Source organism: Aliinostoc maniaoense, assembly GCF_058172895.1.
Window position 1 is genome coordinate 4294880 of sequence record NZ_CP187952.1, and the last position, 25884, is coordinate 4320763.

Sequence of the window (25884 nt, forward strand, 5' to 3'; positions counted from 1 at the left end):
GAGATTAATTTACTTTGTTTCCATCCAGTTTTCACCGGCTTTCACTTCTACTAGCAACGGTACGCTTAAATTTACTGCACCTTCCATCACAGATTTAATTTGTGGTTGTAATTCTTCCCATTCATCAGGGGGAACTTCAAAGACTAATTCGTCGTGAACTTGTAATAGTAACCGCGCTTGATAACTTTGCAAAACTTCATGGAGTTGCACCATAGCAATTTTGATAATATCTGCACTTGAACCTTGAATTGGTGCATTGGCGGCGGCACGTAGTAAGCCTGCGTCGTAAGCACCTAAGTTTTTTAATTTACTTAAATCAATATCTGCTGGATTGCTACCTTTAAGTTTGCGTAAACTGTTGGTGGTAAACTCAAAGTAACGGCGACGACCGAGGATAGTTTCTACGTAGCCTTGAGATATGGCTTGTTTTTTTACACCTTCTAAATAAGCAAAAACTTGCGGATAGCGATCGCTAAATCGTTTAATAAATTCATTAGCTGTAGTTTTATCAATTCCTGTAGAACGAGAAAATTTCAATGAACCCATGCCGTAAATTACACCAAAGTTAATAGTTTTGGCTATTCTGCGTTCATCGGCTGTAATCTCTTCTTTATCAAAAACTAACTTGGCGGTTACAGTATGAATATCTTCGTTCTGTTGATAAGCTCGCACTAAAACAGGTTCTTGACTCAAATGTGCTAAAATTCTTAACTCAATTTGGGAGTAATCGGCAGCTACCATTAACCAACCTGATTCCGGTAAAAATGCTTTCCGAATTTGACGACTGAAAGCTGTGCGAATGGGGATATTTTGTAAGTTGGGATTCGAGGAAGATAGTCTACCAGTTGATGTGGCTGTTTGATTGAAATTAGTATGTACTCTATGGGTATCGGCACGGACTAATGCAGGTAACGCATCTACATAAGTAGACTTTAATTTTGAGAGAGTTCGATACTCAATAATCGCATTCACAAAACCAGTTTCATCAACTTCTTGCAGTTTTTCCAATGTTGCTGCATCGGTAGAGTAACCAGTCTGAATTTTCCGCGAATATTTGGTACTCAAACCTAATTTCTCAAACAAAATATGACTCAATTGCTTCGGAGAACCCAAATTAAAATTCTCTCCAGCGATTTCTGTAGCTTGTTCATGTAATTTGGCTAAATCCGTTTCTAATTGCTGGGAAAGTTCTTTTAAGTAATCAGAATCAATCCGCACTCCCGTATATTCTACTGCTGCTAAAACAGCCTCTAGTGGCTGTTCTACGTCTGTCAATAACTGAGATAATGCTGGAATTTTCTCTAATTCTGCCTGCATTTTGGGTACAAGTTGTAATGTTGCATAAACTTGTAAACAACAGTAATTAGCTACAGATGCAATATTAATATCCCCAATAGTTTTACCCTTGGGAACTAAATCAACATAATTCGTGAGTTTTAACCCCAAATAACGGAAAGCTAAATCAGTGAGGTTATGGCTAGTATCTGGATTTAACACATAACTAGCTAACATAGTGTCAAAGACAATACCCGCTAAATTAATTCCTTGAGTGCGAAAAACTAAGCGGTCAAATTTACCATTTTGGAAAGTTTTAGGATATTGAGTATTTTCCAAAATTGGCCGCAGTGCTTGGAGTGTAATATCTTTATCTAAATTATCGCCAGTTTTATGTGCTAAGGGAATATAAGCTAATTCATCTGGTGCAGTTCCCCAACAGCAACCAATTCCTACTAATTCCGCATCTCTTGGTTCTAAATCACTGGTTTCTGTGTCCCAAGCAATAGGGTATTTGGGGTTAGTGAATTTCTGTAATATCTCAACTAATTCTCTAAGTTTTCCTTCAGTATTAATGATGCGCGGTTGAATGGGAGAATCAAGTTTTTGTTCTTCCTGTGCAGCTTGTGTTTCTGCCAAAGAATAAAAATCTGTATCATCTCCAAAGCTTGCGTCTATATCAATTGTTGTAACTTGTGAATTTTCCTCGACTTGTCCACCAAACTTTTGCTGTAGGGCATTAATTTTATTGAGATAGGTGTTAAACTCTAATTTTTCTAAAATCGGGATGAGAAGGCTATGATCAAACCCTTGAAGTTTACTATCTTCTAAATTTACTTCTAGGGGAACTTCTAAAACTATTTTGGCTAAATATTGAGATTTATATGCGTCTTCTTTGCCTTCTATGAGCTTTTTCTGGGTTGCGCCTTTAATTTCATTTATAGAGGCGTAAATTTGATCTAAAGACTCGTAAGTATTAAGTAATTGAACTGCGGTTTTTTCGCCAATTCCTCTCACACCGGGAATATTATCTGATTTATCACCACACAAGGCTTTAAAATCAACTACTTGTGTAGGTAAAATACCAAGTTTTTCTTTAACTTGTTCTGTGCTGAACTCAGTAATGCCATTTGTAGTGCGTTTCAGTGCATCAGGACTAAAATTTAAGACAGTGATTTCCTTGGCGGGGTCGATGAGTTGAAATAAATCGCGATCGCCTGTTAAAATCTTCACCTTATACCCAGCAACCGTTGCTTTTTGCGCCAATGTCCCCAACACGTCATCAGCTTCATAACCAGGCGCAGTGTAAATTGGCAGATTAAAACCTTGCAGCAACTCATGCAGATTTTTTAAATCTGGGACAAAATCCTCTGGTGTTCCAGGACGGTCAGCTTTATAGGTATCATCAGCTTCATGGCGAAAAGTTGGTAAACCCAAATCAAAAGCCACAGCCATTGCTTGCGGCTGTTGTGTATCCATGACTTCCAACAGTGTTTTCACAAAGCCAAAACATACACTAGTAGGAATACCGGTTTTAGTACGCAGTCCGCCATCTCGTCCCTTAGCAAAAGCAAAGTAAGAACGAAAAGCTAAAGAGTGTCCGTCTACAAGGATGAAGGTAGGACGGGTAGTAGTTTGAGCAACAGAAGTTTGAGACATAGCCATATTGTAGCCAGAACCTTGAACCACAACACCAGTGAAGAAGAAAAGGGGCAGGGGGCAGGGGGCAGGGGGAGACAAGGGAGCAGGGGGAGTGTGGGGAGAGAGGGGAGTGTGGGGGGAAAGATTTGTTCTCCACCATCCCACACCTCCTACACCCCTACACCCCTACACCCTTACACCCTTACACCCTTACACCCTTACACCCCTACACCCTTACACCCCTACACCCGCCCCCTGCCTCTTATCACTCCCCCGCTTACCCTCAACTTTAATAATTTTTTTGACCTCTCCCCGGACTAAAGACACGGGGATTCTAAACTGTTGCTACGGGCTGAGGCTAAAGCCACTTCGCTCCGCTTTTTAGTTTTGGTTTCCCAGATACGAAATCTGGTAGGCACGGTCAATAATGCCCTACAGACCTTGACTAGGCTTAAACCTAATTGTGTCTCTACTTTTCTAAGAATGTTTGCTGCACCATTTAAATCGGCGTTGATGAATTTACCTGTTCGAGTACGATACATTCCTCGTTTCACTCGTTTTCCTGATGGTTTCCACGTTTCGGGTTTTTCACCGTAGGTTGGTAGAAAATCACCATCTAAAAAACTAGCTTTGCTGGTATAGGATTCTTCAGTTTCAATAAACTGGATACCGTAGTAGTCACATAACTGCTCAACTCTCTTTTTTAGTTTTGCTGTTGGTATCTGAACAAAAGATTGAGTTGTTTTACCTAATTGGGCTTCTTGTTTTTGCCCTTGATTCCATCCAAAAACAACCACACCAATTTGATGTTTAATGCAATAATCAACAATTAAGCTAGCTGCTTTATTTACAGCATGACGCATTTGTCGGTTACGCTTCTCTGTTATGTTTGCTAAATGATCATCCCAGTAGCCCTGTGGTTTACCTTCTTTTAGGGTTGAGACACGTTTGTTATACCACTGATTAAGGGATTTAACTTTGTGTCCATCAACAATAAAGCTAGTTCCAAGATTAGAGACACAACTTAACCAGTTATTGATACCTGGATCAATTGCTAAAGCATATTGGGGATTTAGTTGTAACTCTTGTGCTGGTTCTTGCTCATAGACAAATTCAGCATAAAAGCATTGATTTCTTGGTAGTATTCTTAGTTCTTTAATATCTGCAAACTTCAAGTTTGAAGGCATTGGTAGCAGGAAACTATCAAGTTTAAACCAACGTTTAATAGTATTACCCAAGGGTATTTTTATATTATTACCAACAAGCTTTAATGCCTGTCTAGGATAAGTTACAAGAGCATAACCATTGCCCTTGCGATACTTAGGCAACTTTGGTTTAAAAGGCAAATTACCTTTACTATATTTCTTGTCTAGTTCCTTAAAAGATTTAAATGACTCAGCAACGGATCTAAGTATTTGTTGCGCTGCTTGAGAGTGCAAAACCTGATAATGTTTGTTAGTCTTGTACTCCTTTTCTAAGTCGTATTTACCAATTAACTTGCCAGTTTTGAAATATAGTTGACGAGCATAGTAGATACCACAATTAGTTAGTTTATGCGACTCAGAGCAAATAAACTCAAGAACTGCTTTTAATTCATTGTTAGGATTGATTAGATTTTGCTGACAACCATACAATGCTTTTCACCTCCTTGAGATATAATAACACTAAATACTAACAATGTATGTACAAAATGAAAGGAAAAACATTAACAATACGTTTATCTGAGCGTAGAAGAAATAAACTTTATTTATATGCTGCTCAAAAAGATAAAACTATCACATCCTTGATTGAAGATTGGATTGACAGCCTAATACTTGAAAAAGACACAGCAGCATCTTAGCCTGCCGTGTCGCGTTTCATCTCCTGTCTGAAGCACGAAGTACGCAACTGCGTTGCTGCTTCTCAGGAGCTTTCACGCTCCCGTTAAATCTTTTGTAAAAACTTTATAAAAAATTAAGTATATTCCTCAACCCTGTTTATAAAGTTTCAGAGTTAGAAATTAGGTGAGAAATCTTACTCCAATCAATCTTTAAAAAGATTATCACTTATGACAACAACACTTTTTAAGATTCTAGGCACTGCTACAACCTTGGTAGGAATTATTGCTAGTGCTGGTACTGCTAATGCTGCTTCCCTGACGAAAACAGCTAGCACTAATTTTGCACCCACAAACATTAATGAATCTATTGCCATTCAACAATTTAACTCGTCCCTCGGCACTCTTCAAAGTGTAACTATAGACTTTACTGGTGACATCAAAGGAGATGCAGGGTTTGAAAATATCAGCCCAAACCCTGATGAAATAACCGTTACACTTGGTGGTAATTTAAGTTTATCTCTCAACAATCAGTCTCTATTGACATTAAATCCGCAAAATGTTTCTGACTACCAAACTGGTGCATATGATGGCACAATTAATTTTGGTGGTACTTCTGGACAGACAATAGCAGGACTAATGGCCTCGCAATCTGGTACTTTTACTTCTACTGATAGCCAGTTTTTACAATCTTTCATCGGTAATAGTAATGTAAACTTTGCCTTCTCAGCTTTAGGTAAATCAGTAGTTGCAGGTTCAGGTAATACTAGCTTTTTTGTGGCGACATTAGCTAAAGCAAATATCCAGGTTACGTATGAATATGACGCTGCTCAGACTATACCTGAAGGTTCTACTTTGTTGGGATTAGGTTTAATTTTCGGTCTTGGTTTATTAGTTAAGACGAGTAGTAGCAGTGGCGTGGCAAGCCTGAAATGTTGCATTAAAAAATAGATTTTATTTTGAATTGATTCATCCGCGTACCCTGGGGGTACGCGTTTTCCTATTGCCTGTTGCCCCAAGCCTTTTACCTGCCTTAACGAATGAATTTAATTGTGTCCAACTATTTAACTGATAACTGTTTTAAAACACTATTATTCCATCTAATTCTGACATCATTTGCTCTAGCATATCTTCCATCATTTCCTCACTAAATGAGTGTAGAGTTGCTGGGCCACTGAGAAATTCTTTAATTGTCAATTTCTGGTCACGGAATTTCTGGACAAAATCACGAATTTGTGTGACTATATTAATTTGATGTTCTATTGTTTGTAGCATCACATCAACCGCATCAATGCCTTGTTTAGCAGCTTTACGGGCATCAGCAACCATTGCTCCTTCTGGAGTATTTTTTGCTTGGCGTAATTCTCGCTTCAAGTTCTCATATTGATTGACGAGAATTTCATTTTGTTGTTCTAGGATTCTACATTTGCGAGTCAAATCATCCTCGCTGTTATTATCGATAGATTCCCCTACCTGATGCTTTTGCTCAATTTCTAATAGTCTTGCTAAATCTCCTTCTTGGTAAGCTTTATTAATTTCCTTCATGATTTCGGTATGAGACTGAAGGGTTTCGTTATCCTTGACTTTATCAGGGTGAAAAATTTCTGCTAACCTCAAAAATGTTTGACGAATTTTTCGAGATTCGTCTGTTCTACTAGCAGATGGAGATTCTATCGGTTCTTGTCTTTCCCAATCTTGATGATCGTGTTTATTAGCATCTTGAAAAGTTTCATTTCGAGAACGAATCTCTTCAAATAATTCATCTAATTCTGTATCTTCATCAGGCTGATTAAATTTTAAACTAATGATTCCTGTTAACTGGAGTTGCTGATAAACAGATTCTATATTTTTTTTAGTTTGTTTACCAAACTTTCTTTTGGTCAAAAGTTCATGGAACAAAGCATGAATTTCTTGGTCAAGTTCTGCCATTTTTTGGAAGTTTGGAGTTGCTTTGTGAAATATCTCCGTCGCTAAAGAACGCATTTGTTCGACAAAATTCTTGAGTTCTGTCCGCTTTCTCTTAATCTGCTTGAGTAGGGATTGATGTTCTTTTTCTAAAACCTCTAAGCGGATATGTAATTCAGACAGTGCCAAGGGTGTTGTTTTGCTAACAGGAGGTGGAGATGCTATTTTGCGAGGCATGGGAGGTGTAGGTAAGTTGAGTGCTTACAGCAGGATAACTGTCAGAGTATGTATAAATCAACAGACACAAGATACATTTAGTTTATCAGTACTTGATAGTACAGGAATACTAAGTGTATGATTAAAAGTTGCCTCTGTTATTAAAACTATTTAACAAGCGGGTGCTATGGCGAAACGTCTTCTAGTCGTCGAATCTCCTGGTAAAGTTAAAAAACTCAGTCAAATTCTTGGTACAGATTGGATTGTCCGTGCTAGTTGTGGTCACATTCGAGAACTCAGTAATGAAGGGGAAGATTCACTGGGGTTCAGTATGGATGGGGGGAGTGTGAGATGCAACTACGTGCCGCGTGACCAAAGGGCTAAGGAGACTATTCAGCAGCTAAAAGCATTTACTAAGCAGGTTGATGAAGTTGTTTTAGCAACTGACCCAGACCGGGAAGGAGAGACGATCGCCTGGCATATCAAAGAAGTGCTAGGATTACGTGATGCTAAACGAGTTATCTACACTGAGATTACACCATCAGCAGTCAGATCAGCGATCGCGCACCCCAGAAAACTAGACTTTAATTTAGTCGGTGCGGGATTATGCCGTGACTGTTTAGATAAGTTAGTAGGTTACAAGGGCAGCCCCCTGGTTTGGGCATTGAATAACGGTGCAAAAAGTGTCGGTCGAGTTCAAAGTGCTACCTTACACCTGATTTGTCAGCGAGAAAGAGAAATTCAAACCTTTGTTCCCCAAGATTATTGGAATGTCTGGGCAGATTATCAAGAGGGTTTCCGGGCGTTTTACAAGGGTTTGGCGGACTCAACCCCACAAGCAGAAACACAAACAGCAGAAATTCATGATGATGCTGCTGACAATACAACAAAAGCACCAGAATCTAAACGGGTGTTGTCAGAAGCAGAGGCAATAAAGTTAGTCGAAGCCGCCCGCAACTATCCCCACCAAGTCATTCAAGTGGAAGGGAAGACAGTACAACGCCAACCACCCCCACCCTTCACTACCTCAACTTTGCAACAAGCTGCCGGTTCTAAGCTGAAATTCTCCCCAGATAAAACTATGCAGGTAGCGCAAAAATTGTATGAGGCGGGGCTAATTACTTATATGCGAACCGATTCAGTTATACTCAGTCCTGAATTTTGTGCCAGTGCGCGTCAGTGGTTAGAACAACATGACCCCCAAAATGTACCGCCCCAAGTAGCCAAGCATCGTAGCAGTAAATCAGCCCAAGAAGCCCATGAAGCAATTCGTCCGACAGATGTGTTTCGTCCTTCCGTACAATTGCGTGAAGAAATACCAGCAGATGAGTTTAATTTATACGTGATGATTTGGAAACGGGCAATGGCTTCTCAGTGTCGTTCCGCCCAACTCCGTAAAACTCAAATAGTCACTCAGTCCGGGAATTTGTTATGGGAAGCTAGAGGGCAAGTCATTGAATTTTATGGTTATGCTAAGTATTGGCCTAATCTCAGCAAGGATTCAGTTTTACCCTCTGTGCAGCCAGGACAGCCTCTAACGCTGGAAAATGCCAATTTTGAAAAAAAACAGACACAACCACCGCCACGCTACAGCGAACCCAAATTGGTGCAGCTAATGGAGCGTAAAGGTATTGGTCGTCCTAGTACCTATGCTCCCACCGTCGCCACCCTCAAGCATCGGGGTTATGTGGAATTAGCGAAGGGTAATCTGCAACCCACAGCTTTAGGATTAGAAGTTGATGCTTTTTTACAGAAAGCACTGCCAGATTTACTAGAAGCACAATTCACCGCTAAGATGGAAGACGCTCTAGATGCGATCGCTCATGGTAAACAAGGTTGGCAAGAATATCTCACCACTTGGAATCAAGATTATTTTGTCCCCGCACTCACTAAAGCCAAAACTGTAGTAGTTGGTGTCTCCAATAGTACGATATCTGCCCCCCGTCAATACGAAACCTCCAAGACTCGTTGTCCTGAATGTCACAATTTTCTCTCCAAAATTAAAAGTACTAAGCTCAAGAAAAAATATTTCCTCAAGTGTACTAGCGGCTGTGACAACATTGTACTGTTTTGGAGCGATCGCACTCACACTTGGCAAGCACCTAAAAATCAAGCCACCCCAGCAAATAATCCACAAAAACCCCCTGCAAAGATAACTTCCTATCCTTGCCCTGTATGCAAACAACCTTTAGAAGAGTACTCTTACACCAAAGATGGACAGCCTAAAACAATGTTGCGCTGTTCTAGTCCCCAGTCACGCCAAGACAAGAAACACAAAGATGTTGCCTATTTCAGCACTCAAAAAGGCTGGTGGAGTCCCAAATTTGGCGAATTAAAGTCCTGAACAGTCATAGCAATTCAAAATTCAAAATTCAAACCATGATTCTATCGTTGCCTGAAACTCCTATGATTTCGTATAACTAGCAACGAAATTGTCTTAACCCGAACTGACGTTGGTATTAACTCAATCTACCTCTGCTTTAAAATAAAGTCATCAGCGATCGCTCAATTTCTTGACTAACTAACTTATTGCCTTCTAAGTTCAAATGAATATGGTCTTGGTATAAGCTTTTAGGGTTAGCAGTAGCGTTAAATATCGGCAGGAAATCTATATAGATAATTTCTCTTGATTGAGTAAAATTCTGGAGGCGTTGACGGGCTTTAATTTCATAATCACGGGGGCCTGGTTCGCCAATTTCTCGTAATAAAGGAGTCATCAACAACAGCAATTTGCTATTATTAGCACGAGTTAATTCTTCAATTTTGGCAATGGCTTCTAGATTAAAACCGACACGATCGCCTGGTTCTTTCTGCACAGCTTTCATTTCAGGAATCGCCTGGGGTTTTTCTAGGTAACGCTGCCATAATTCTATATAGGCTAAGGCTGGTTTTTGGTTGGGGTAATTGCGATCGCGTCCCACTGGTAAAGAGGTGGGTGCAGTAGCAAATAAATCATCTGTATTAAGTAATAGTACAACTGCTTGAGATTGAAAAGTCCCAAATTTCTGGAGATAAGCTAATTCATTTCTTGGCCCCCAGGAGTTAGCGGAAGCATTCATCACTTCGGTGGGCTGATGACCAGATAAACTAACCATCAGTAAGTTAGAAATAGTATAATCTTGATCTGTCCACCAACCACCATTAGCAATGGAGTCACCCAACAGTAAGACTCGCCGGGTTGAAGGTGCAGGTGTTTCGGATATAGGCGCGCTCCGCATAGAATACTGATTAATTTCAATGCGATTACCAAAACGACGAGTGCGTTGATTAGGTGCTAACAAATAACCTATTTGCTCATCAGCAATATAAGTCAGGGGATTACCAAAACCAAACAGCGATCGCAATCCGATTTCCCCTAGCACTAAAGCTACCACCACCACCCCAAAAATTACCAATACTAATTTCACCTGCAAACATCCTCGCTAGCTGCACGATTATTGGTATCATTGCTAACTATCAACACTGGGCGGCGTTTAGCCATCTCAGAGCCTAGAGCCGGACTGAGATTAGCGTAATAAATATCACCACGCTTCATCAGTTAATCCATCTCTAATAGTCATTTCCCAATCATTGTCAACTTCAGCAGATGCTTCTCGGTAAGCCTGTTCTAGCTCCTGTGTTCGCAATAACTGCAATGCTTTTTCAATAACTTGGGAACGAGATTTACTGTCATGGGCTACTTTGTAACCTTCAATAAATTGCACCAGGGAAGCTGGTAAGGAAATTGATAGTTTTTCAACTTGCATAGTCTTACCAAATGGTAGCAAGAATATTCTTACTCAATACTACTCTAGAAAGTAGTAATTAATTGCAGAAAGAATATTTGTATAAATTTAAATAGCAAAATAATCACAAACTTTTATTTCACCATTCGCGTAATTGACTCAGGAAATAAAGAATTAAGTCATACATGAATAAAATGCCGAACAAATTCCTCCCCTTGATTCACCTAGTGGTAATGGCGATGATCTCTGGTCGGCTGGAAGTCTTATTCAACTAAATGAATCCAAGGCAAAAAAGAATGAATCGTATTAAACAGGCGTTTATCACCTGTGTAAAAATCTGCCTGAAATCTTTGAGCTAATGCTAAATAATGAGCATCATAAGTAGCTGGGAGGTGAAATTGTTGGGAAATGTTCCAAGCTTCTTGATGAAGTTGTTGATCGCTGTAAAATTCAATGGGTAAATTTAGCGCATTATTGAGAGATTCTTGGGCTTCTGTATTCAATAATTGTTTGGCTAGTTGCATTCTATGAAATACATTTGTAACTTCGTAACATAAAAGAGTAGGAGCAATAATCTGGATTTGGTTTTGTTCCCAGTTATCCCACAATGTTAGATAGGACGATGTTTCTGAGTGATTGTTGATTAATTTAACTACAAAACTAGCATCTACACAAATAATTTGTCCTGTCATAATTGTTCTTCACCAGGAAACAAATCTGCTATCAATTGTTGGTCGCGTTCTTCTCGCATTTGATGAATAATTAGGTCAATATCTGGTTGCAAGGGTTGACTACTACGCCGTTGCTGGATAGCTTGAGCATTAGCTAAAATTCTTGGTCGTAAGTTTTGCCAATTAGATTGATGTGTTAATTTTTGGTTTAATAACTCTCGTTCTTCAATAGACAAAGCTTTGATGGCATTGACTAAGGATTCAACTAGCTGAATATTCATAGATTTAGATTCCTAATATTTTCTTTGATTGTAATCAGTTTTAGCAAAATTTCCTATCGCTTGCTTCAACTGTAATATCCGCACAGATGCGATACTTGCGGCTCTTATACCATTTCTCTAAATCCCGGCTACAGATCATTCTTCCCCTGCCCCCTGCCCCCTGCTCCCTGCCCCCTGCTCCCTGCCCCCTGCCGTCTATGTGTAGGTTTATTTTGGAGAATTGGTATTACCGCATACCCTGCCTAAAAAGAGAACTTTGTAATTTACTGAATGTGAGAAACTTTGCAAAGCTTAAACAAAATATTATCTATAAGATCGTCCCATCTGCATAGAGAAAGACTAAAATCAAAACGGACAAATTAGCACTGTAATAAAGGGAGAACTACAAAGCTATGTCCGACTTAAATCGAGGAATTATGAAATTTGACGGGGCAGATACCCCCAAAGTAGTCACCATCTCTACTGTGTTACTATTGGGATCGATCGCTGTCCTGATTATTTGGGCGTTACAGTCTGCTTACGCTCTTAATTGAGCCGATAGCAGCCTAGGAGGACGTTGGTTACACGCCAGTGTCCTCTAAGAAAAATTAGCTGTGCGCCCTAAAAATTAGCAAAATATTGCGGAAAAGCTCTAAAATTTTAGATTTGAGATTTTAGGTGCAAGTAAATCTAAAATCCAAAATCCATAATGAGAGAACTTTGGGGTGCTTTGGCTATTTTAATCGTCTGTCCCTTGTTGGGTGCGTTACCTGTAATCGCTTGGATTACTTACGCACTGAAAAGGAGACGATTGGCTCAAATTGGAACGAAAAATATCAGTGTCTCCGCCGCTTTCTATCACGGTGGAACAATAGCTGGGGTTTTGGCTGTTTTGTCAGAAGCCCTTAAAGGTATAGCTGCTATTTTTCTAGCTCGTGCTTTTTTCCCAGAGGGATCATTTTGGGAACTGCTGGCGTTAATTACCTTAGTATTTGGTAGATACTTGGTGGGGCGAGGCGCAGGGACAACCAACGTGGTTTGGGGGTTGCTGGTACATGATCCCCTGTTATCGTTATTTATTGGGTTACTAGCAATTATCACCTTTACCCTGTTGCAGTCGAGAATTTTGGTGAAGTATGGAGTTTTAGTTGTGTTTCCCTTATTTGTGGTGATTCTCCATGCTGAAGATTTCCCGAAAATTTTCGCAGCTGTTGCCCTCGCTGGGTTATTGGCGTGGATTTATAAACAGATCCCCGATGATTTGAACTTACCAGCCCCAGGGGTTGATGCTCAATCCCAAGCAGTCTTTGAATATTTGCGTGGCGATCGCGTTATTCTATCTCTAGATGATGAGTTAGATATCGCCCTCGTAGGACAAAAAGCCGCCACCCTATCGCAAATTAAGCGTTGGGGTTACTCAGTTCCCAAAGGCTGGGTACTTGTTCCCGGTGATGATCCTGAAAAATTATTAAATTTCCTCCAACCTTCTGATTTATCTCCCTTAGTCGTGCGTTCTTCTGCCATTGGGGAAGATTCAGAACAAGCTTCGGCGGCTGGGCAATATCAAACATTGCTCCACGTTACGAGTAAAGAGCAATTACAGCAAGCCATTGCCATTGTCAGGGAATCTTATGATTATCCAGCTGCGGTGCAGTATCGGCGCGATCGCGGTTTACCAGATTCAGCAATGGCGGTGCTAATTCAACAGCAAGTACAAAGTGCCTATTCAGGAGTTGCTTTTAGTCGTGATCCTATCACCCAGCAAGGCGATGCAGTGGTAATTGAAGCCTTACCTGGTAGCCCCACACAAGTAGTTTCCGGGAAAGTCACACCAGAACAATATCGGGCATTTGTAGTAGAAACAGATAATCTTTCTTCAGTACAGTTGGAAGGGACAGGACGAGTTCCCCAAGCGATTATTAAACAAGTAGCATATTTAGCCCGCCGCATTGAAAAACGTTACCTTGGTGTTCCCCAGGATATTGAATGGAGTTACGACGGTCAAACCCTCTGGTTACTGCAAGCTAGACCTATCACTACTTTACTGCCGATTTGGACAAGGAAAATCGCAGCTGAAGTTATCCCTGGTGTAGTTCATCCCCTCACTTGGTCGATTAATCGTCCTTTGACTTGTGGAGTTTGGGGAGATATTTTTAGTATAGTCTTAGGCGATCGCGCCACCGGATTAGATTTTACAGCAACTGCAACTCTGCATTACTCTAGAGCTTATTTTAATGCCTCCCTCCTAGGAGAGATTTTCTTAAGGATGGGATTACCACCAGAAAGCCTAGAATTTCTCACCAGGGGCGCAAAAATGACCAAACCACCCTTGCAGTCTACCTTGAAAAATCTGCCAGGGTTATGGAAACTACTCCAGCAAGAATTAAATTTAGAAAAGGACTTTAAACGGGACTACCAAAAAGTCTTCATTCCTGGTTTGTCAAGATTAGCCAATGAAAGCACCGAAGAATTAGAAGCGGCGCAAATCTTAGAAAGAATAGATTTTAACCTAGAATTACTGCGTATTGGTACTTACTACAGCATTTTAGCCCCCTTAAGTGCCGCCATCAGACAGGGAATATTTAAGGTAAAAGACGAGCAAATTGATAACAGCGTCACCCCAGAAGTAGCCGCCATGCGTTCCCTGAGAACCCTAGCCGCCGATGCCAAACAGATATTAATCGAATGTGAACCAGAGCAAGTATTTGATTCATTGGCGCAAACCCCAGAAGGTGAAAAAGTTCTCTATGAATTGGATGAATTATTAGAAGATTACGGTTATTTAAGTGATGTGGGTACAAATATCGCCATTCCCACCTGGAAGGAAGAACCCCAACCCATCAAGCAATTATTTGTGCAGTTAATTCAATTGAGTGAACCCGAAAAAGTTAATTTAGAACCCAGTAAACGCAAACGGGGAATAGTACAGAAGCGGATAGATATTAAAGGACGAGTTACAGAGGTATATTCTCGGTTATTAGCCCTATTAAGGTGGAATTTCTTGGCTTTAGAACGAATTTGTTTAGACGCTGGCTGGCTCAAACAACCAGGGGATATCTTCTTTTTGGAATTAGAGGAAGTGAAGTTATTAGCCACCGATGCTAACGCCGAATTGTTGCAACACTTAAACTCCATGATCCAATTTAGGCGATCGCAATTCTACCAAGATAGCCAAATTGAACAAATCCCCCTCGTCGTCTACGGTGATATCCCACCCCATCCCATCACCGCCGTTGGTGTTTACTCAGACCAAATTTTACAAGGCATTCCCGCTAGCCACGGACAAGCCGAAGGGAAAATTAAGGTAGTGCGAAATTTACAAAACCTCCCAGAGATAGACAAAGACACAATCCTAGTAGTACCTTATACAGACTCTGGCTGGGCCCCTTTATTAGTCAGGGCGGGAGGCTTAATTGCTGAAGCTGGTGGCAGACTTTCCCACGGTGCGATCGTCGCCCGTGAATACGGGATTCCCGCAGTCATGGATGTTAAAGGTGCTACTTGGATTTTACAAGACGACCAACGAGTTAGGATTGACGGTTCTAGGGGTATCGTGGAACTATCTAACGATTTAAGACCGAGTTGAAAGAGGCAGGGAGCAGGGGGCAGGGAGCAGGGAGTAGGGAGCAGGGAGCAGGGAGCAGGGAGCAGGGAGCAGGGAGCAGGGAGCAGGGGAGACAAGGTAGACAAGGTAGACAAGGTAAAAATATTTACCCCAATGCCCAATGCCCAATGCCCCATGCCCAATGCCCCATACCTATTGAGTACTAACAAAATAATCGACTTTCCCTAGCCAAAACACCCCAGGAACTTTGTATGGCTGAAAATGCAGATTATCTAAACCACCAAATTTAACTAGGTGAGTTAAAAAATGTAAAGAACCAGTCAGTAAATCAGTAGCATTGGGGACATTGTTGTTTTCTGGTGCTAATTGTGGTTGTAACTTGACTAAGTTTTTTACAGATTTATAAACATCAGTTGCCACACCAGACAATTGAATATATGTAGATACAGTCCGGCGAATCTCAGCTTCTACGGTTTCAGGATTCTCTAGTTTATTACCTAAAATCTTTGCGCCAAGGCGTTTGGTGAGAAATGTTTGAACATGGACTGCATATTCCGTAGTATTATACTGGACAATTGCTTGGGAAATAGTGGCTTTGCGATCGCAATTTAACCTATTCCCAATCACATAAGCCGCAATATTCGCCGTATAATCAAGATCACTTGCAAGTCTTTTGAGTGCTTCATCTAAAGTAATTTTCCCAGTATTTGCAGATTGAGAGCGATAAAACACAATCGCTGAACCAATATCCCCTGCCCATGAAGTATGATCCCCTGTCCAACTAGTTAAATCAGACTTACGTATTCCCTGCTGATTAATTTGGTCTGACAGGGAAGCAATGAAGTGAGCAAAATCAATCTTCTCACCACTTAAGACTAATTCCTGATTGAGTTTCCCTGCAAACTCTCCCTCAATATATTTTTGGTTATACCCTGTTGCTACAGTCCATAACTTCGTTGTGTATTGTGGTTTGGTATAGCCACGTAGCTTATTGGCTATCTCATAAGTAGATTGACCAAGGTTGTCAGTTTCTATGTTTTGAATAAATCTCAATATCTCTGGGAAATTAACCATAAGTTTAGCTATTGTATTTAAGGTAGTTTGTGAATTTTATACCTTAATCTACCCAATGCCAGCCAAGATTTCCAAATAGGTATTTAGTTTTACCTGTAATTATTCTTTACTTGCTACTCCCCAATCCCTAACTACACAATCAAGTATACCTACGCCAGCCTAGACTTATAAAAATCAAAGTAAATGACTACGCCTGATTTTTTGGCAGATGATCGATAATTCTTAACTCTGATAAAATTAAGGTAGAGTTAGCACAATATAAATATAAAAATATTAATTACTTAATACAGCAGAGCAAAAATAAAGTTACTATCGAGAATAAGTAAAAAGCTGAAAACATAATCAGTTTTATGTCTTTTTACTTTTAATTTTGGCATGATCCTCCTAGTCCTGATTTTCAGTAAACAACTCATCACTGAAGTCACGGACAGATTGCTCAGAGAGTTACACAGGTAAAATGATGGAAGTCAGAGAAATTAAGAAGCCCTACAAACCAAGACACCAAGACAACGAAATCAAAAATTTTCAACACGTTAAAATCCTGGACTGTAATCAGCCAGTGCATCGCATCATTTTTGAGTGTTGGCACTGTAAACAAGGTTTATTAAGTGAAGTAGAAGGGGTGTCATCACAAACTCTAGATGTACCTTGTCCTAGTTGTGGTAGAACCGCTATCAAGTTAATGGCAAATAAAGTCATTTCTACAACACCAATTCCCTCACCTTGGCAATCATAAAACATCTCCTCTAACCATCTGCTATTTTTCTCATCATTTATCACCCCAGTTGTTCCAAGCAACTGGGGTGATAAATTAATGCAAAATTTAAAATTCCCTGCGGTATCTTCCTAAAAAATTTTTGTATTAAAAAAAATCTAGGGATTTATAGCTGTGATTAAAGCGTAGCGGGATGTACCCCTCCAGGAAACCAAGCTACGGGTTAGCGTTTGTCTACGAAACGCTCCACGAACGGAGAGAAGTCCATTGCGAATTGCGAATTGGTTTAACGTAGCTTTTCTAGGTAAAACCCTAAACACATAGGCTGACAATTCTGTCAACTATCACCCGTCGTATCAATTAAAAATATCATTTGGGAATGCCAAAGGCGTACAAAATTTAAAATTTAAAATTCAAAAATAAGTATTTCTTATTTCTAAAGGTTTTAGAGTTGGGCTGTTACTCAATTTTAGAGAATTGGTATCAACCGACAACTCTCAACTCTCCACTCTCCAAGGTGTTTAAGCAGTTATTAATGCTTACATATATTTTGTTGTTTCTGATTGATAGCCAGTTGTGTGAAGCGATAAACTAGGGCTTAACTTTACCGTTTCAACTATGTAAAGCCATTATCGAACCCTTGGTCAACAACTGGCAATGGGCTAGGAATATGGAGACTAGGATTGATCCCTGCCTTGTATCGATGTCTCACTATATTCGCTATCCCTGTTGATATGTCTATTAAAACTGCTCTGGTAAAAATCAGGTTGCCAAATTGCCAAAACCTCTCTTTGTCTACATTATTAAGGTAACAACTTCAAGATATAACGAAAAATTACCTATACATACAAACTTGCTTATCTTACCCTGCCAGTTTACGGCTGAAATAATACGATTACTCCTCAAAATTAAGTGTTATTAAGATGTATAAGTTTTTCTTGATGCTTATGATTTAATTTTATTTTAATAATTCAGGAACTAAATTAACAATATTGTCTCGAAACCTTGTAAGCTATTTTCATCAAAAATTAATTTAGCTATAAGCAAAACTTACAGATAATGTAAGAGGTCTATATAGCTTTTTTTGTACCTGTCGTTTCCCAGACAAGAAAACGCAGTTTTTTTGTCTAAACATTTCATCACTATGAAATCAAAAATTTACTAAAGGCTGCTCAAAATTTTCTTAACCATCCAAACTTTGCTTGTTTTAGGAACCCAAAATGTCCTTGACCAATACAATTAATTTTAGAAACCTGCGAGGGGATATATTCGGCGGTGTAACTGCTGCAATTGTCTCTCTCCCGTTAGCTTTGGCTTTTGCTGCTGCCTCTGGTGCGGGGCCAGCATCTGGTCTTTATGGTGCTGTTTGTGTCGGTTTTTTTGCCGCACTATTTGGTGGTACACCCACCCTAATTTCTGAACCTACAGGCCCGATGACTGTAGTTATGACTGCCGTTGTTAGTTCGATGATTGCGGCGGCTGGTGGTGATGAAAAAACCGGTTTAGCGATGGCTTTTACTGTAGTCATGCTAGCGGGTTTATTTCAAATTCTGTTTGGCATATTTAAACTGGGTAAATATATTACCCTCATGCCCTACAGCGTCATTTCTGGCTTCATGTCAGGGATTGGGGTAATTCTGGTTATTTTGCAAATCGCCCCCTTTGTTGGGCAACCCAACCCTAAAGGTGGGGTATTGGGGATAGTGCAGAATTTACCCGATTTATTGACAAAAATTAACCCTGCCGAAACTGCTTTGGGTGTGCTGACGTTGGCAATTATTTTCTTGATGCCATCTAAAATTAAGCGTGTTGTACCACCCCAGTTAGTCGCGTTAATTGTTGGGACTGTAGTGTCTCTGGTCTTTTTCGGCAATGTCGAAATTAGACGCATCGGTGAAATCCCGATGGGATTACCAGAATTGCAACTGCCTACTTTCACTGCATCACAAATCACAACCATGATGATTGATGGTGCAATGTTGGGGATGTTGGGTTGTATTGACACCCTACTAACGGCAGTGATTGCAGATAGTTTAACCCGCACCGAACATAAATCTGACAAAGAATTAATTGGTCAAGGCATTGGTAACTTAGTATCTGGTTTGTGTGGTGGGCTACCTGGTGCTGGTGCGACAATGGGAACAGTAGTTAATATCCAAACTGGTGCCAGAACTGCTGTATCTGGTTTAACTCGTGCCTTAGTTTTGTTAGTTGTAGTTTTGTGGGCAGCAAATCTTACCGAAAGCATCCCAATGGCGGTGTTGGCTGGTATTGCTTTAAAAGTCGGGATTGACATTCTAGACTGGAGTTTCCTCCAACGCGCTCACAAGGTTTCTTGGAAAGGTACACTGATCATGTACGGTGTGTTATTCCTCACCGTGTTTGTAGACTTGATTGTAGCCGTAGGTATTGGAGTTTTTATTGCCAACATCTTGACTATTGAGCGTCTTTCTCAATTACAAGCTCAAGAAGTGAAAACTATTACTGATGCTGACGATGCGATCATTTTGAATGATGAAGAGAAGCAGTTGCTCGATCAAGCCGAGGGACGCATTCTGCTATTTTACTTGAGTGGGCCGATGATTTTTGGAGTTTCCAAAGCGATCGCTCGTGAACATTCAGCAATGGCAGACTCCGATGTGTTAATTGTGGATCTTAGCGATGTACCTATGTTGGGTGTAACTGCCTCTTTAGCCATTGAAAACGCCATCAAAGACGCTGCTGAACAAGGTCGTCACGTTCTCATAGTCGGTGCAACAGGCAAAGTCAAACGCCGCTTAGAAAATTTTGGTGTTTCTAGATTTGTACCGCCCCACTATATGTTTGTAGACCGTGTAGAAGCCCTAAAACAAGCTGTTGCTTTAGTGAAAACAGACACTACTACTAGTGTCTACTAAAAGCTGTAAACCCTTACCCCTTCCCTGGGTCAAATAGTAGCTTATCCCTTACTTCCTTAACCCAGCTGATCAAATCACGCTAAACTCAAGCAAAAGATACAACTAATTTGGACAGGCACAAACCTGTCCAATTATTTGCAATCAAATCGATGAATAATTGATCCCACCACGATAGATAAAGATGATTTTCATAGAACCAATCCTTAATTCGATGACTTCTTTGATACCCTTAATCTCTGCATCACCACCTTTGTTGTTGACAACAGAAACTAATGCCGAAAATGCTCCCATTATCCTAACTGGTGTATTACTCACTTTAGTAGTCATTTATCTGGCTAGTAAAATTGGCGGTGAGTTGTCTAGGATGATGGACTTACCTCCAGTTTTAGGGGAATTAGTTGGTGGTGTAGTGGTGGGTGCTTCTGCATTACATTTGGTCGTATTTCCTGAAACCGGTGCAGTAGCTGGTGACTCCATGATTATGACTGTGCTGCAATTTATTAACAACCTCACCCCAGATGCAGCGACAGCGATTTTTAACAGTCAGAGTGAAGCAATTTCCATTCTGGCTGAATTGGGTGTGATTATTCTGTTGTTTGAAATTGGTTTGGAGTCAGATTTACAAGAACTGCAAAAAGTTGGTTATCAAGCGACTATTGTTGCTTGTGTCGGGGTAGCAGTTCCCTTTGCGGCGGGTACAGGTGGACTGATTTGGTTATTTAATGCCCCAGTAATTCCTGCGATTTTCGCCGGTGCAGCCTTGACAGCTACCAGTATTGGTATTACCTCCAAAGTTCTCTCAGAAATTGGCTACCTCAAATCTAAAGAAGGTCAAATTATTGTTGGTGCAGCAGTAATTGACGATATCTTAGGCATCATTGTCTTAGCAGTGGTTGCTAGTCTAGCGAAAACTGGGGAAGTTGATGTTTTCAATGTCATTTATTTGATTGTCAGTGCCACTGTTTTTCTCATTGGCTCGATTTTACTGGGTAAATTTTTCAATCAAAGCTTTGTAGCCATTGCCGATAAATTACAAACACGCGGGAATTTAGTGATTCCAGCCTTTATATTTGCATTCTTTATGGCATTCTTGGGTAATGCGATTCACTTAGAAGCTATCTTAGGTGCATTTGCAGCAGGTTTAGTTTTAGATGAAACCGACAAACGCAAGGAATTAGACGAGCAGGTTAAACCCATTGCTGATATTCTTGTACCTGTTTTCTTTGTGACAGTCGGAGCTAAAGTAGACTTGGGTGTGCTGAATCCTGTACTGCCTGAAAATCGAGAAGGATTAATAATTGCAGCCTTTTTAATTGTGGTGGCAATTATTGGTAAAGTTGTCACTGGTTGGTCTATCTTTGGTCAGCCTGGCATCAACCGTTTAGCCGTTGGTGTAGGTATGATTCCCCGTGGTGAAGTTGGTCTAGTCTTTGCTGGTATTGGTGCAGCTAGTGGTACTTTAGATAAACCTCTGCAAGCAGCAATTGTAATTATGGTGATTTTAACTACCTTCTTAGCACCACCTTTGCTACGGTTGGCCTTCAAAAAATCTGCTGATTCTCCAGAGAATTTAGAAAAAGCCGATTTATTAAGTTAATTAGGGCTTGCTGAATAAGACTTCTGTAATCGAGCAAAAAGCTTGCGGACAGACCCACCTCTGGCATGATTAGTGGAAGAACCAAGAATCCCACGGCTTGCAGCCGTGGGAGTTTCCATCCAATGCCCAATTTGTTCTACTTCTCAGCCACAGCCTTAACCAAATTTAAATCATAGGGACGTTCCGTATCATCCTCGCCCAAATATTCACCATTTTGAATTTCCAGAATAACTAGGGGAATCGATCCTGGGTTTTCAACTTTATGTAAGGTTGCTGCTGGTACATAAGTTGATTGGTTACGGTTTAGTAAGACTTCTTCTTCTCCACAAGTCACCTTAGCCACACCAGAGACTACAACCCAGTGTTCATTGCGGTGATAATGGATTTGTGGTTTAATACTATGTCTGGGCTTAATTTCAATCCGACTAATTCTATAGGTTTCTCCCTCTTCGATGACCTCTACATTACCCCAGTAACGCGCGCCTGAATGAGAGGAAGACTCGTTGCCATTTACTTGAGTATTATCTTCATTCTGAGTCATAACTAAAATCTTTAAGCTAAAAGAATATTACTGTTTTCAGCAAACCTAACTCAAACCAGAGAAAACTTAGAGCAAGTACCAAAAAATGCTATGCCAACATTATCCATATGGAAAAATTGTTGTCACCTACCCTGAGATTATAAATTGTATCGAATTATTAACTAGTTATGATTTTTTATGTTCCGGGGACTGGCAAAAATTAAATTAAGTAGATGACAAAGTTCTTTGTGTAGGCTGGGTGTGGCTTTTGTAGGTGTGGGGTGTAGTGAAAGACTTGGATTGATAAGTCGCTATAAACGTTAATGAGCATGAGTAAATTCAATCTATCGCCATCAGGAAGCTATGATTGATCTAATGACTATTAACCATTGACCTTTGGATAAACTCTTCAACCCACCGTAAATATTGTAACCCTGCAACTTCTGCTGAGTTGTTATGTTCTCCCCCTTGAACTAAAATTATCTTTTTAGGCTCAGGCGCAAGAGCATACAATTTCTGACTCATAAACGCAGGTATTGTAGAATCAGCAGTGCCATGAATGAATAAAATTGGCATTTGCAATTGGGAGATTTTTTGAATAGATTCAAATCTTTGTGTTAAAAGTAAATTTATCGGAAATAACCGAAAAGTATGGCGATAATTTATAACATCCCGCACAGAAGTAAAAGTTCCCTCTACAATTAGTCCTCCAGCTTTTGGTTGTTTTAAAGCTAAATCAATCGCTATCGCACCCCCTAAAGAATGACCATAGATAAAAATCTGATCAGGGGGAATTTGCCTCTGTTGTACTAAATAATTCCAGGCAGTTTCAGCATCTTGATAAACATTCATTTCACTGGGAAACGAACCTTTGCTACGCCCGTAACCTCGGTAATCAATGAGTAATACTGAAAATCCTAGTTGATAAAATCTATGGGCATGACCTACATTAGCACTAATATTCTTCGCATTGCCGTGTAAATAAAGTAACACTTTGTTATTGCCGTGTTTAGGACTCATCCACCAACCGTGTAAACTTTCTATCTCTCCAGACTTTCCCGTCACAGGCAACCAAATATCTTCGTAGGGCATATTAAAATACTCTGGTGTCACATCAATGACGCTGGAGGGAAAAAATATTAAACGAGTTTGTTGCCGTGAGAGCAATATACACATTGTCACATATGCGATCGCTACCACTGTTGTTACTAAAGGTAGCAATTTGAAACACATTTGTAACACTAGTGGTAATTTGTTGATGATGATGGACATAATTGTGAGCATTTAACAAAGATTGATAAAGACAATAATTTTCTAATAACCAAAAAAGGTTAATATTTTCCAATTAGAATTTCTAATTAGAATTAAAATCCTCGCAAAACTCCCTTATTTCATGGAATAGTAATAATATTTACTTTGATTAAGTAGTCTCACTAATGAATAATAAACATTAGCTACAACTAGGAGCATCCCGTGACGCTATTAAATGAGACACAAAAAGAACAATTGCTGGAAATAAGTAGATATTTACGACAAGCAAGAGAAGAAAAATCTATACGTATAGAAGAAGTAGCTGCTAAAACACATATTAGATTATCATTCTTAAAAGCTCTAGACGCAGCATACTTTGAAGACTTGCCAGAACCAGTTTATGTACAAGGATTCATCCGTCGTTATGCAGATATTGTGGGATTAGATGGTACAGCTATAGCTAATTCTTTTACAGTCAATGCTTCACCTCCAAAATCTCAGATAGATGCCAAACATGAGCCAGCAAATGCAGACAAAAAGCCTAAAATTCGCATACCTCTTGTTGTACCCTATATTTTGTTATTAGGTGTTGCTTGCACTGGCCTAATTTATCTACTTAATCCTAGACTAATAGCCCAATCTTCGGCAAATAAAAAAAACTCATCAGCCGATGAAGTCACATCTTTACCCAAAGATGAAAGTCAAGCTAATCAACAAAATCCTCTATCCCCAGAGGCATCACCAACCACCACGCCATCCTCTATAAGTACAGCATTCCCAACTTTATCTAACACCACAGATAACTCCCAGGTGAGAGTCACCTTAGAATTGCAAGGGGAATCATGGTTACAAATCACAGCAGATGGTAAGACAGAGTTTGTAGGTAATCTTACCAAGGGAGAACGCAGAACTTGGGTAGCTCAACAACAGTTGACAGTCCGTTCTGGCAACGCTGGGGCTGTGTTGGTGGGTGTAAATAATCAGCCTGCACAACTTTTAGGCGGACAAGGTGAAGTTAAACAAGTAACATATGAGGCTGAGGTTAATGCTCAATAGTCATTTTTTGTGTTCTTTAAGTAACAAGTAACAAGTAATAAGTAATAGGTATTTACTCATTACTTATTACTCATTACTCATTTAATTTTGAATTGATTCATACTGACGTATCCTATTTAAATTAAGCGCATTGAAATTTCTGGCTGACGTAAATGCCAAGTAGTTGCTTGCTCATAAGCATAAGCTATTTGAAGTAGTTGGTCTTCTCGTAGAACTTTGCCAATTAGTTGCAAGCCGATGGGTAGTCCTTGTTCATCAAAACCACAGGGAATACTAATACCTGGTAAACCGGCTAGGTTGACAGGAATAGTCATTAGGTCATTTAAATACATACTCAAAGGATCAGTAGTTTTTTCCCCGGCTTTAAATGCTGTGGTGGGTGCAGTGGGAGTTATTAAAACATCAACGGTTTCAAAGGCTCGCTCAAAGTCCTGTTTAATCAGGGTGCGGACTTTTTGGGCTTTCAGGTAGTAGGCATCATAATAACCAGCTGAAAGGGCATATGTACCAATCATGATGCGGCGTTTGACTTCTGCACCAAATCCAGTAGCACGGGTAGTTTTATACATTGACAGGAGATTATCAGCATCCGGCGCACGCCAGCCATATTTCACACCATCATATCGGGCTAGGTTGGCTGATGCTTCTGACGGGGCGATAATGTAATAACTAGGTAAGCCATACCGGAAGTTAGGACAGGAAATGACATGAATTTCTGCGCCTAAGCTTTGTAGTTTTTCAATGGCTTTGGTGACAGCTTTTTCCACAACAGCATCTAAACCTTCGCCAAAGGTTTCTTTGATGATCCCAACTCTTAATTTGCTTCTAGCTTTTAAGTCTGGTTTTAAACTGGCGGCGTAATCAGGAATTTCGACTTTCAGACTGGTGGAATCTTTGGGATCATAGCCTGCGATCGCATTTAATAATATCGCAGTATCTTCTACTGAGCGTCCAAAGGGGCCGATTTGATCCAATGATGAGGCATAAGCCACTAAACCATAACGGGAAATCAACCCGTAAGTCGGCTTTAGTCCCACTACACCACAAAAAGATGCCGGTTGGCGAATTGAACCCCCCGTATCAGAACCTAGTGCTACAACACATTCACTGGCGGCTACGGCTGCGGCTGAACCTCCAGAAGAACCTCCAGGCACTCTAGACACATCCCAAGGGTTAGCTGTGACTTGATAGGCAGAGTTCTCTGTGGAACTACCCATTGCAAACTCATCTAAGTTGGTTTTGCCTACAATGACAGCCCCAGCATCAATTAATTTTTGTGACACCGTTGATTCATAAGGCGGGACAAAATTCTCTAAAATCCTAGAACCGCAAGTAGTGGGAATCCCTTTAGTACACATATTGTCTTTCACACCAATGGGAATGCCCGCCAGTAACCCAATTTCTTCCCCCGCAGCAATTTTGGCATCCACGGCACTAGCCTGTTGTAAAGCTGTTTCTGCGGTTATGTGTAAGAAACTGTGTAATTTCGGTTCTAAAGCTTGAATGCGGTTTAAAGCTTCTTGGGTGATTTCAACCGCAGAACGTTCTTTTTTAATTAGTTGTTCGTGCAACTCGCGGATGGATGCCATGATTGCTCTCTTAGTGACTCAAGTGATTGATTTTAGTACATATTGATGGTTTGTGGGTACTGGGAATTGGGCATTGGGCATTGGGAATGGGGTATTGGGCATGGGGCATGG

General features: G+C 40.3%; 22 protein-coding genes. 10 read left to right on the forward strand and 12 right to left on the reverse strand.

The window, feature by feature from the left end:
• Positions 1 to 9 precede the first annotated feature (9 nt).
• Complete coding sequence (gene polA / locus ACPZ3T_RS18600; RefSeq protein WP_490270951.1) at positions 10 to 2934, reverse strand: DNA polymerase I; 2925 nt, start codon at positions 2932 to 2934, stop codon at positions 10 to 12.
• On the opposite strand from polA, the gene ACPZ3T_RS18605 reads away from it, so the two are divergent.
• Complete coding sequence (locus ACPZ3T_RS18605) at positions 2926 to 3237, forward strand: hypothetical protein (RefSeq protein WP_490270952.1); 312 nt, start codon at positions 2926 to 2928, stop codon at positions 3235 to 3237. The genes polA and ACPZ3T_RS18605 overlap by 9 nt on opposite strands.
• Here the strand turns inward: ACPZ3T_RS18605 and ACPZ3T_RS18610 are convergent.
• A complete protein-coding gene (locus tag ACPZ3T_RS18610) occupies positions 3234 to 4550 on the reverse strand; it encodes an RNA-guided endonuclease InsQ/TnpB family protein (protein ID WP_490270953.1) in 1317 nt (438 codons plus the stop codon). The genes ACPZ3T_RS18605 and ACPZ3T_RS18610 overlap by 4 nt on opposite strands.
• Positions 4551 to 4606: 56 nt before the next feature.
• Between ACPZ3T_RS18610 and ACPZ3T_RS18615 the strand changes: the two genes are divergently transcribed.
• Both ACPZ3T_RS18615 and ACPZ3T_RS18620 read left to right on the forward strand, forming a co-directional pair.
• Positions 4607 to 4756 (forward strand): hypothetical protein, encoded by a 150-nt coding sequence (locus ACPZ3T_RS18615; RefSeq protein ID WP_490270954.1) that lies wholly within the window; start codon positions 4607 to 4609, stop codon positions 4754 to 4756.
• A 207-nt stretch (positions 4757 to 4963) separates the two neighbouring features.
• On the forward strand, positions 4964 to 5683 hold the full coding sequence (locus tag ACPZ3T_RS18620) for a choice-of-anchor E domain-containing protein (protein ID WP_490270955.1): 720 nt from the start codon (positions 4964 to 4966) through the stop codon (positions 5681 to 5683).
• Between the two features lie 129 nt (positions 5684 to 5812).
• Here ACPZ3T_RS18620 and ACPZ3T_RS18625 read toward each other — a convergent pair whose 3' ends face one another.
• Positions 5813 to 6874, reverse strand: a complete 1062-nt coding sequence (locus ACPZ3T_RS18625; RefSeq protein WP_490270956.1) for a molecular chaperone DnaJ — start codon at positions 6872 to 6874, stop codon at positions 5813 to 5815.
• Positions 6875 to 7040: 166 nt separating this feature from the next.
• Here ACPZ3T_RS18625 and topA point away from each other — a divergent pair, with 166 nt between their 5' ends.
• The gene (gene topA / locus ACPZ3T_RS18630; protein ID WP_490270957.1) at positions 7041 to 9197 is read left to right on the forward strand and encodes a type I DNA topoisomerase; all 2157 of its coding nucleotides are present in this window, start codon (positions 7041 to 7043) and stop codon (positions 9195 to 9197) included.
• Positions 9198 to 9333: 136 nt separating this feature from the next.
• Here the strand turns inward: topA and ACPZ3T_RS18635 are convergent, their stop codons facing one another.
• The 5 genes from ACPZ3T_RS18635 to ACPZ3T_RS18655 all read right to left on the reverse strand — a co-directional run bounded on the left by ACPZ3T_RS18635 (position 9334) and on the right by ACPZ3T_RS18655 (position 11530).
• Positions 9334 to 10260 carry an SGNH/GDSL hydrolase family protein gene (locus ACPZ3T_RS18635; RefSeq protein WP_490270958.1) on the reverse strand — a complete coding sequence of 309 codons (927 nt, stop codon included), beginning with the start codon at positions 10258 to 10260 and terminating at the stop codon, positions 9334 to 9336.
• Positions 10257 to 10388, reverse strand: coding sequence for a type II toxin-antitoxin system PemK/MazF family toxin (locus ACPZ3T_RS18640; protein ID WP_490270959.1), 132 nt, complete (start codon positions 10386 to 10388; stop codon positions 10257 to 10259). Before ACPZ3T_RS18640 ends, ACPZ3T_RS18635 begins: the two co-directional genes overlap by 4 nt.
• Complete coding sequence (locus ACPZ3T_RS18645) at positions 10375 to 10599, reverse strand: CopG family transcriptional regulator (protein WP_490270960.1); 225 nt, start codon at positions 10597 to 10599, stop codon at positions 10375 to 10377. Before ACPZ3T_RS18645 ends, ACPZ3T_RS18640 begins: the two co-directional genes overlap by 14 nt.
• Before the next feature lie 242 nt (positions 10600 to 10841).
• A complete protein-coding gene (locus ACPZ3T_RS18650; protein ID WP_490270961.1) occupies positions 10842 to 11270 on the reverse strand; it encodes a type II toxin-antitoxin system VapC family toxin in 429 nt (142 codons plus the stop codon).
• Positions 11267 to 11530 carry a hypothetical protein gene (locus tag ACPZ3T_RS18655; protein WP_490270962.1) on the reverse strand — a complete coding sequence of 88 codons (264 nt, stop codon included), beginning with the start codon at positions 11528 to 11530 and terminating at the stop codon, positions 11267 to 11269. The genes ACPZ3T_RS18650 and ACPZ3T_RS18655 overlap by 4 nt, the downstream gene beginning before the upstream one ends.
• Before the next feature lie 688 nt (positions 11531 to 12218).
• Between ACPZ3T_RS18655 and ACPZ3T_RS18660 the strand changes: the two genes are divergently transcribed.
• Together ACPZ3T_RS18660 and ACPZ3T_RS18665 are read left to right on the forward strand one after the other, a co-directional pair.
• Positions 12219 to 15095 (forward strand): glycerol-3-phosphate acyltransferase, encoded by a 2877-nt coding sequence (locus ACPZ3T_RS18660; protein ID WP_490270963.1) that lies wholly within the window; start codon positions 12219 to 12221, stop codon positions 15093 to 15095.
• The gene (locus ACPZ3T_RS18665) at positions 15092 to 15280 is read left to right on the forward strand and encodes a hypothetical protein (RefSeq protein ID WP_490270964.1); all 189 of its coding nucleotides are present in this window, start codon (positions 15092 to 15094) and stop codon (positions 15278 to 15280) included. Before ACPZ3T_RS18660 ends, ACPZ3T_RS18665 begins: the two co-directional genes overlap by 4 nt.
• Here ACPZ3T_RS18665 and ACPZ3T_RS18670 read toward each other — a convergent pair.
• Positions 15267 to 16148, reverse strand: coding sequence for a hypothetical protein (locus ACPZ3T_RS18670; RefSeq protein ID WP_490270965.1), 882 nt, complete (start codon positions 16146 to 16148; stop codon positions 15267 to 15269). The genes ACPZ3T_RS18665 and ACPZ3T_RS18670 overlap by 14 nt on opposite strands.
• 460 nt (positions 16149 to 16608) lie before the next feature.
• Here ACPZ3T_RS18670 and ACPZ3T_RS18675 point away from each other — a divergent pair, with 460 nt between their 5' ends.
• From ACPZ3T_RS18675 to ACPZ3T_RS18685, 3 genes are all read left to right on the forward strand, one after another.
• Positions 16609 to 16884, forward strand: coding sequence for a hypothetical protein (locus tag ACPZ3T_RS18675; RefSeq protein ID WP_490277272.1), 276 nt, complete (start codon positions 16609 to 16611; stop codon positions 16882 to 16884).
• A 1199-nt stretch (positions 16885 to 18083) separates the two neighbouring features.
• Positions 18084 to 19760, forward strand: coding sequence for a bicarbonate transporter BicA (gene bicA, locus ACPZ3T_RS18680; protein ID WP_490270966.1), 1677 nt, complete (start codon positions 18084 to 18086; stop codon positions 19758 to 19760).
• A 181-nt stretch (positions 19761 to 19941) separates the two neighbouring features.
• Entirely contained in the window at positions 19942 to 21357 is a 1416-nt protein-coding gene (locus ACPZ3T_RS18685; protein ID WP_490270967.1) for a cation:proton antiporter, read from the forward strand.
• 136 nt (positions 21358 to 21493) lie between these two features.
• Here ACPZ3T_RS18685 and ACPZ3T_RS18690 read toward each other — a convergent pair whose 3' ends face one another.
• Together ACPZ3T_RS18690 and ACPZ3T_RS18695 are read right to left on the reverse strand one after the other, a co-directional pair.
• Complete coding sequence (locus tag ACPZ3T_RS18690; protein ID WP_490270968.1) at positions 21494 to 21898, reverse strand: phosphomannose isomerase type II C-terminal cupin domain; 405 nt, start codon at positions 21896 to 21898, stop codon at positions 21494 to 21496.
• A gap of 351 nt (positions 21899 to 22249) precedes the next feature.
• Positions 22250 to 23149: an alpha/beta hydrolase gene (locus ACPZ3T_RS18695; protein WP_490270969.1), complete on the reverse strand. Its 900-nt coding sequence runs from the start codon at positions 23147 to 23149 to the stop codon at positions 22250 to 22252.
• A 201-nt stretch (positions 23150 to 23350) separates the two neighbouring features.
• Between ACPZ3T_RS18695 and ACPZ3T_RS18700 the strand changes: the two genes are divergently transcribed.
• Positions 23351 to 24184: a helix-turn-helix domain-containing protein gene (locus ACPZ3T_RS18700; protein ID WP_490270970.1), complete on the forward strand. Its 834-nt coding sequence runs from the start codon at positions 23351 to 23353 to the stop codon at positions 24182 to 24184.
• 116 nt (positions 24185 to 24300) lie between these two features.
• Here the strand turns inward: ACPZ3T_RS18700 and gatA are convergent, their stop codons facing one another.
• A complete protein-coding gene (gene gatA, locus ACPZ3T_RS18705) occupies positions 24301 to 25773 on the reverse strand; it encodes an Asp-tRNA(Asn)/Glu-tRNA(Gln) amidotransferase subunit GatA (protein ID WP_490270971.1) in 1473 nt (490 codons plus the stop codon).
• Positions 25774 to 25884 lie beyond the last annotated feature (111 nt).

What these genes read in the sequence shown, in the direction of transcription:
- polA (WP_490270951.1), bottom strand. Translation starts at nt 2,934, where the DNA reads ATGTCTCAAACTTCTGTTGCTCAAACTACTACCCGTCCTACCTTCATC.
- ACPZ3T_RS18615 (WP_490270954.1), top strand. Translation starts at nt 4,607, where the DNA reads ATGAAAGGAAAAACATTAACAATACGTTTATCTGAGCGTAGAAGAAAT.
- ACPZ3T_RS18620 (WP_490270955.1), top strand. Translation starts at nt 4,964, where the DNA reads ATGACAACAACACTTTTTAAGATTCTAGGCACTGCTACAACCTTGGTA.
- ACPZ3T_RS18625 (WP_490270956.1), bottom strand. Translation starts at nt 6,874, where the DNA reads ATGCCTCGCAAAATAGCATCTCCACCTCCTGTTAGCAAAACAACACCC.
- topA (WP_490270957.1), top strand. Translation starts at nt 7,041, where the DNA reads ATGGCGAAACGTCTTCTAGTCGTCGAATCTCCTGGTAAAGTTAAAAAA.
- ACPZ3T_RS18640 (WP_490270959.1), bottom strand. Translation starts at nt 10,388, where the DNA reads ATGAAGCGTGGTGATATTTATTACGCTAATCTCAGTCCGGCTCTAGGC.
- ACPZ3T_RS18645 (WP_490270960.1), bottom strand. Translation starts at nt 10,599, where the DNA reads ATGCAAGTTGAAAAACTATCAATTTCCTTACCAGCTTCCCTGGTGCAA.
- ACPZ3T_RS18650 (WP_490270961.1), bottom strand. Translation starts at nt 11,270, where the DNA reads ATGACAGGACAAATTATTTGTGTAGATGCTAGTTTTGTAGTTAAATTA.
- ACPZ3T_RS18655 (WP_490270962.1), bottom strand. Translation starts at nt 11,530, where the DNA reads ATGAATATTCAGCTAGTTGAATCCTTAGTCAATGCCATCAAAGCTTTG.
- ACPZ3T_RS18660 (WP_490270963.1), top strand. Translation starts at nt 12,219, where the DNA reads ATGAGAGAACTTTGGGGTGCTTTGGCTATTTTAATCGTCTGTCCCTTG.
- ACPZ3T_RS18670 (WP_490270965.1), bottom strand. Translation starts at nt 16,148, where the DNA reads ATGGTTAATTTCCCAGAGATATTGAGATTTATTCAAAACATAGAAACT.
- ACPZ3T_RS18675 (WP_490277272.1), top strand. Translation starts at nt 16,609, where the DNA reads ATGGAAGTCAGAGAAATTAAGAAGCCCTACAAACCAAGACACCAAGAC.
- bicA (WP_490270966.1), top strand. Translation starts at nt 18,084, where the DNA reads ATGTCCTTGACCAATACAATTAATTTTAGAAACCTGCGAGGGGATATA.
- ACPZ3T_RS18685 (WP_490270967.1), top strand. Translation starts at nt 19,942, where the DNA reads ATGATTTTCATAGAACCAATCCTTAATTCGATGACTTCTTTGATACCC.
- ACPZ3T_RS18690 (WP_490270968.1), bottom strand. Translation starts at nt 21,898, where the DNA reads ATGACTCAGAATGAAGATAATACTCAAGTAAATGGCAACGAGTCTTCC.
- ACPZ3T_RS18695 (WP_490270969.1), bottom strand. Translation starts at nt 23,149, where the DNA reads ATGTCCATCATCATCAACAAATTACCACTAGTGTTACAAATGTGTTTC.
- gatA (WP_490270971.1), bottom strand. Translation starts at nt 25,773, where the DNA reads ATGGCATCCATCCGCGAGTTGCACGAACAACTAATTAAAAAAGAACGT.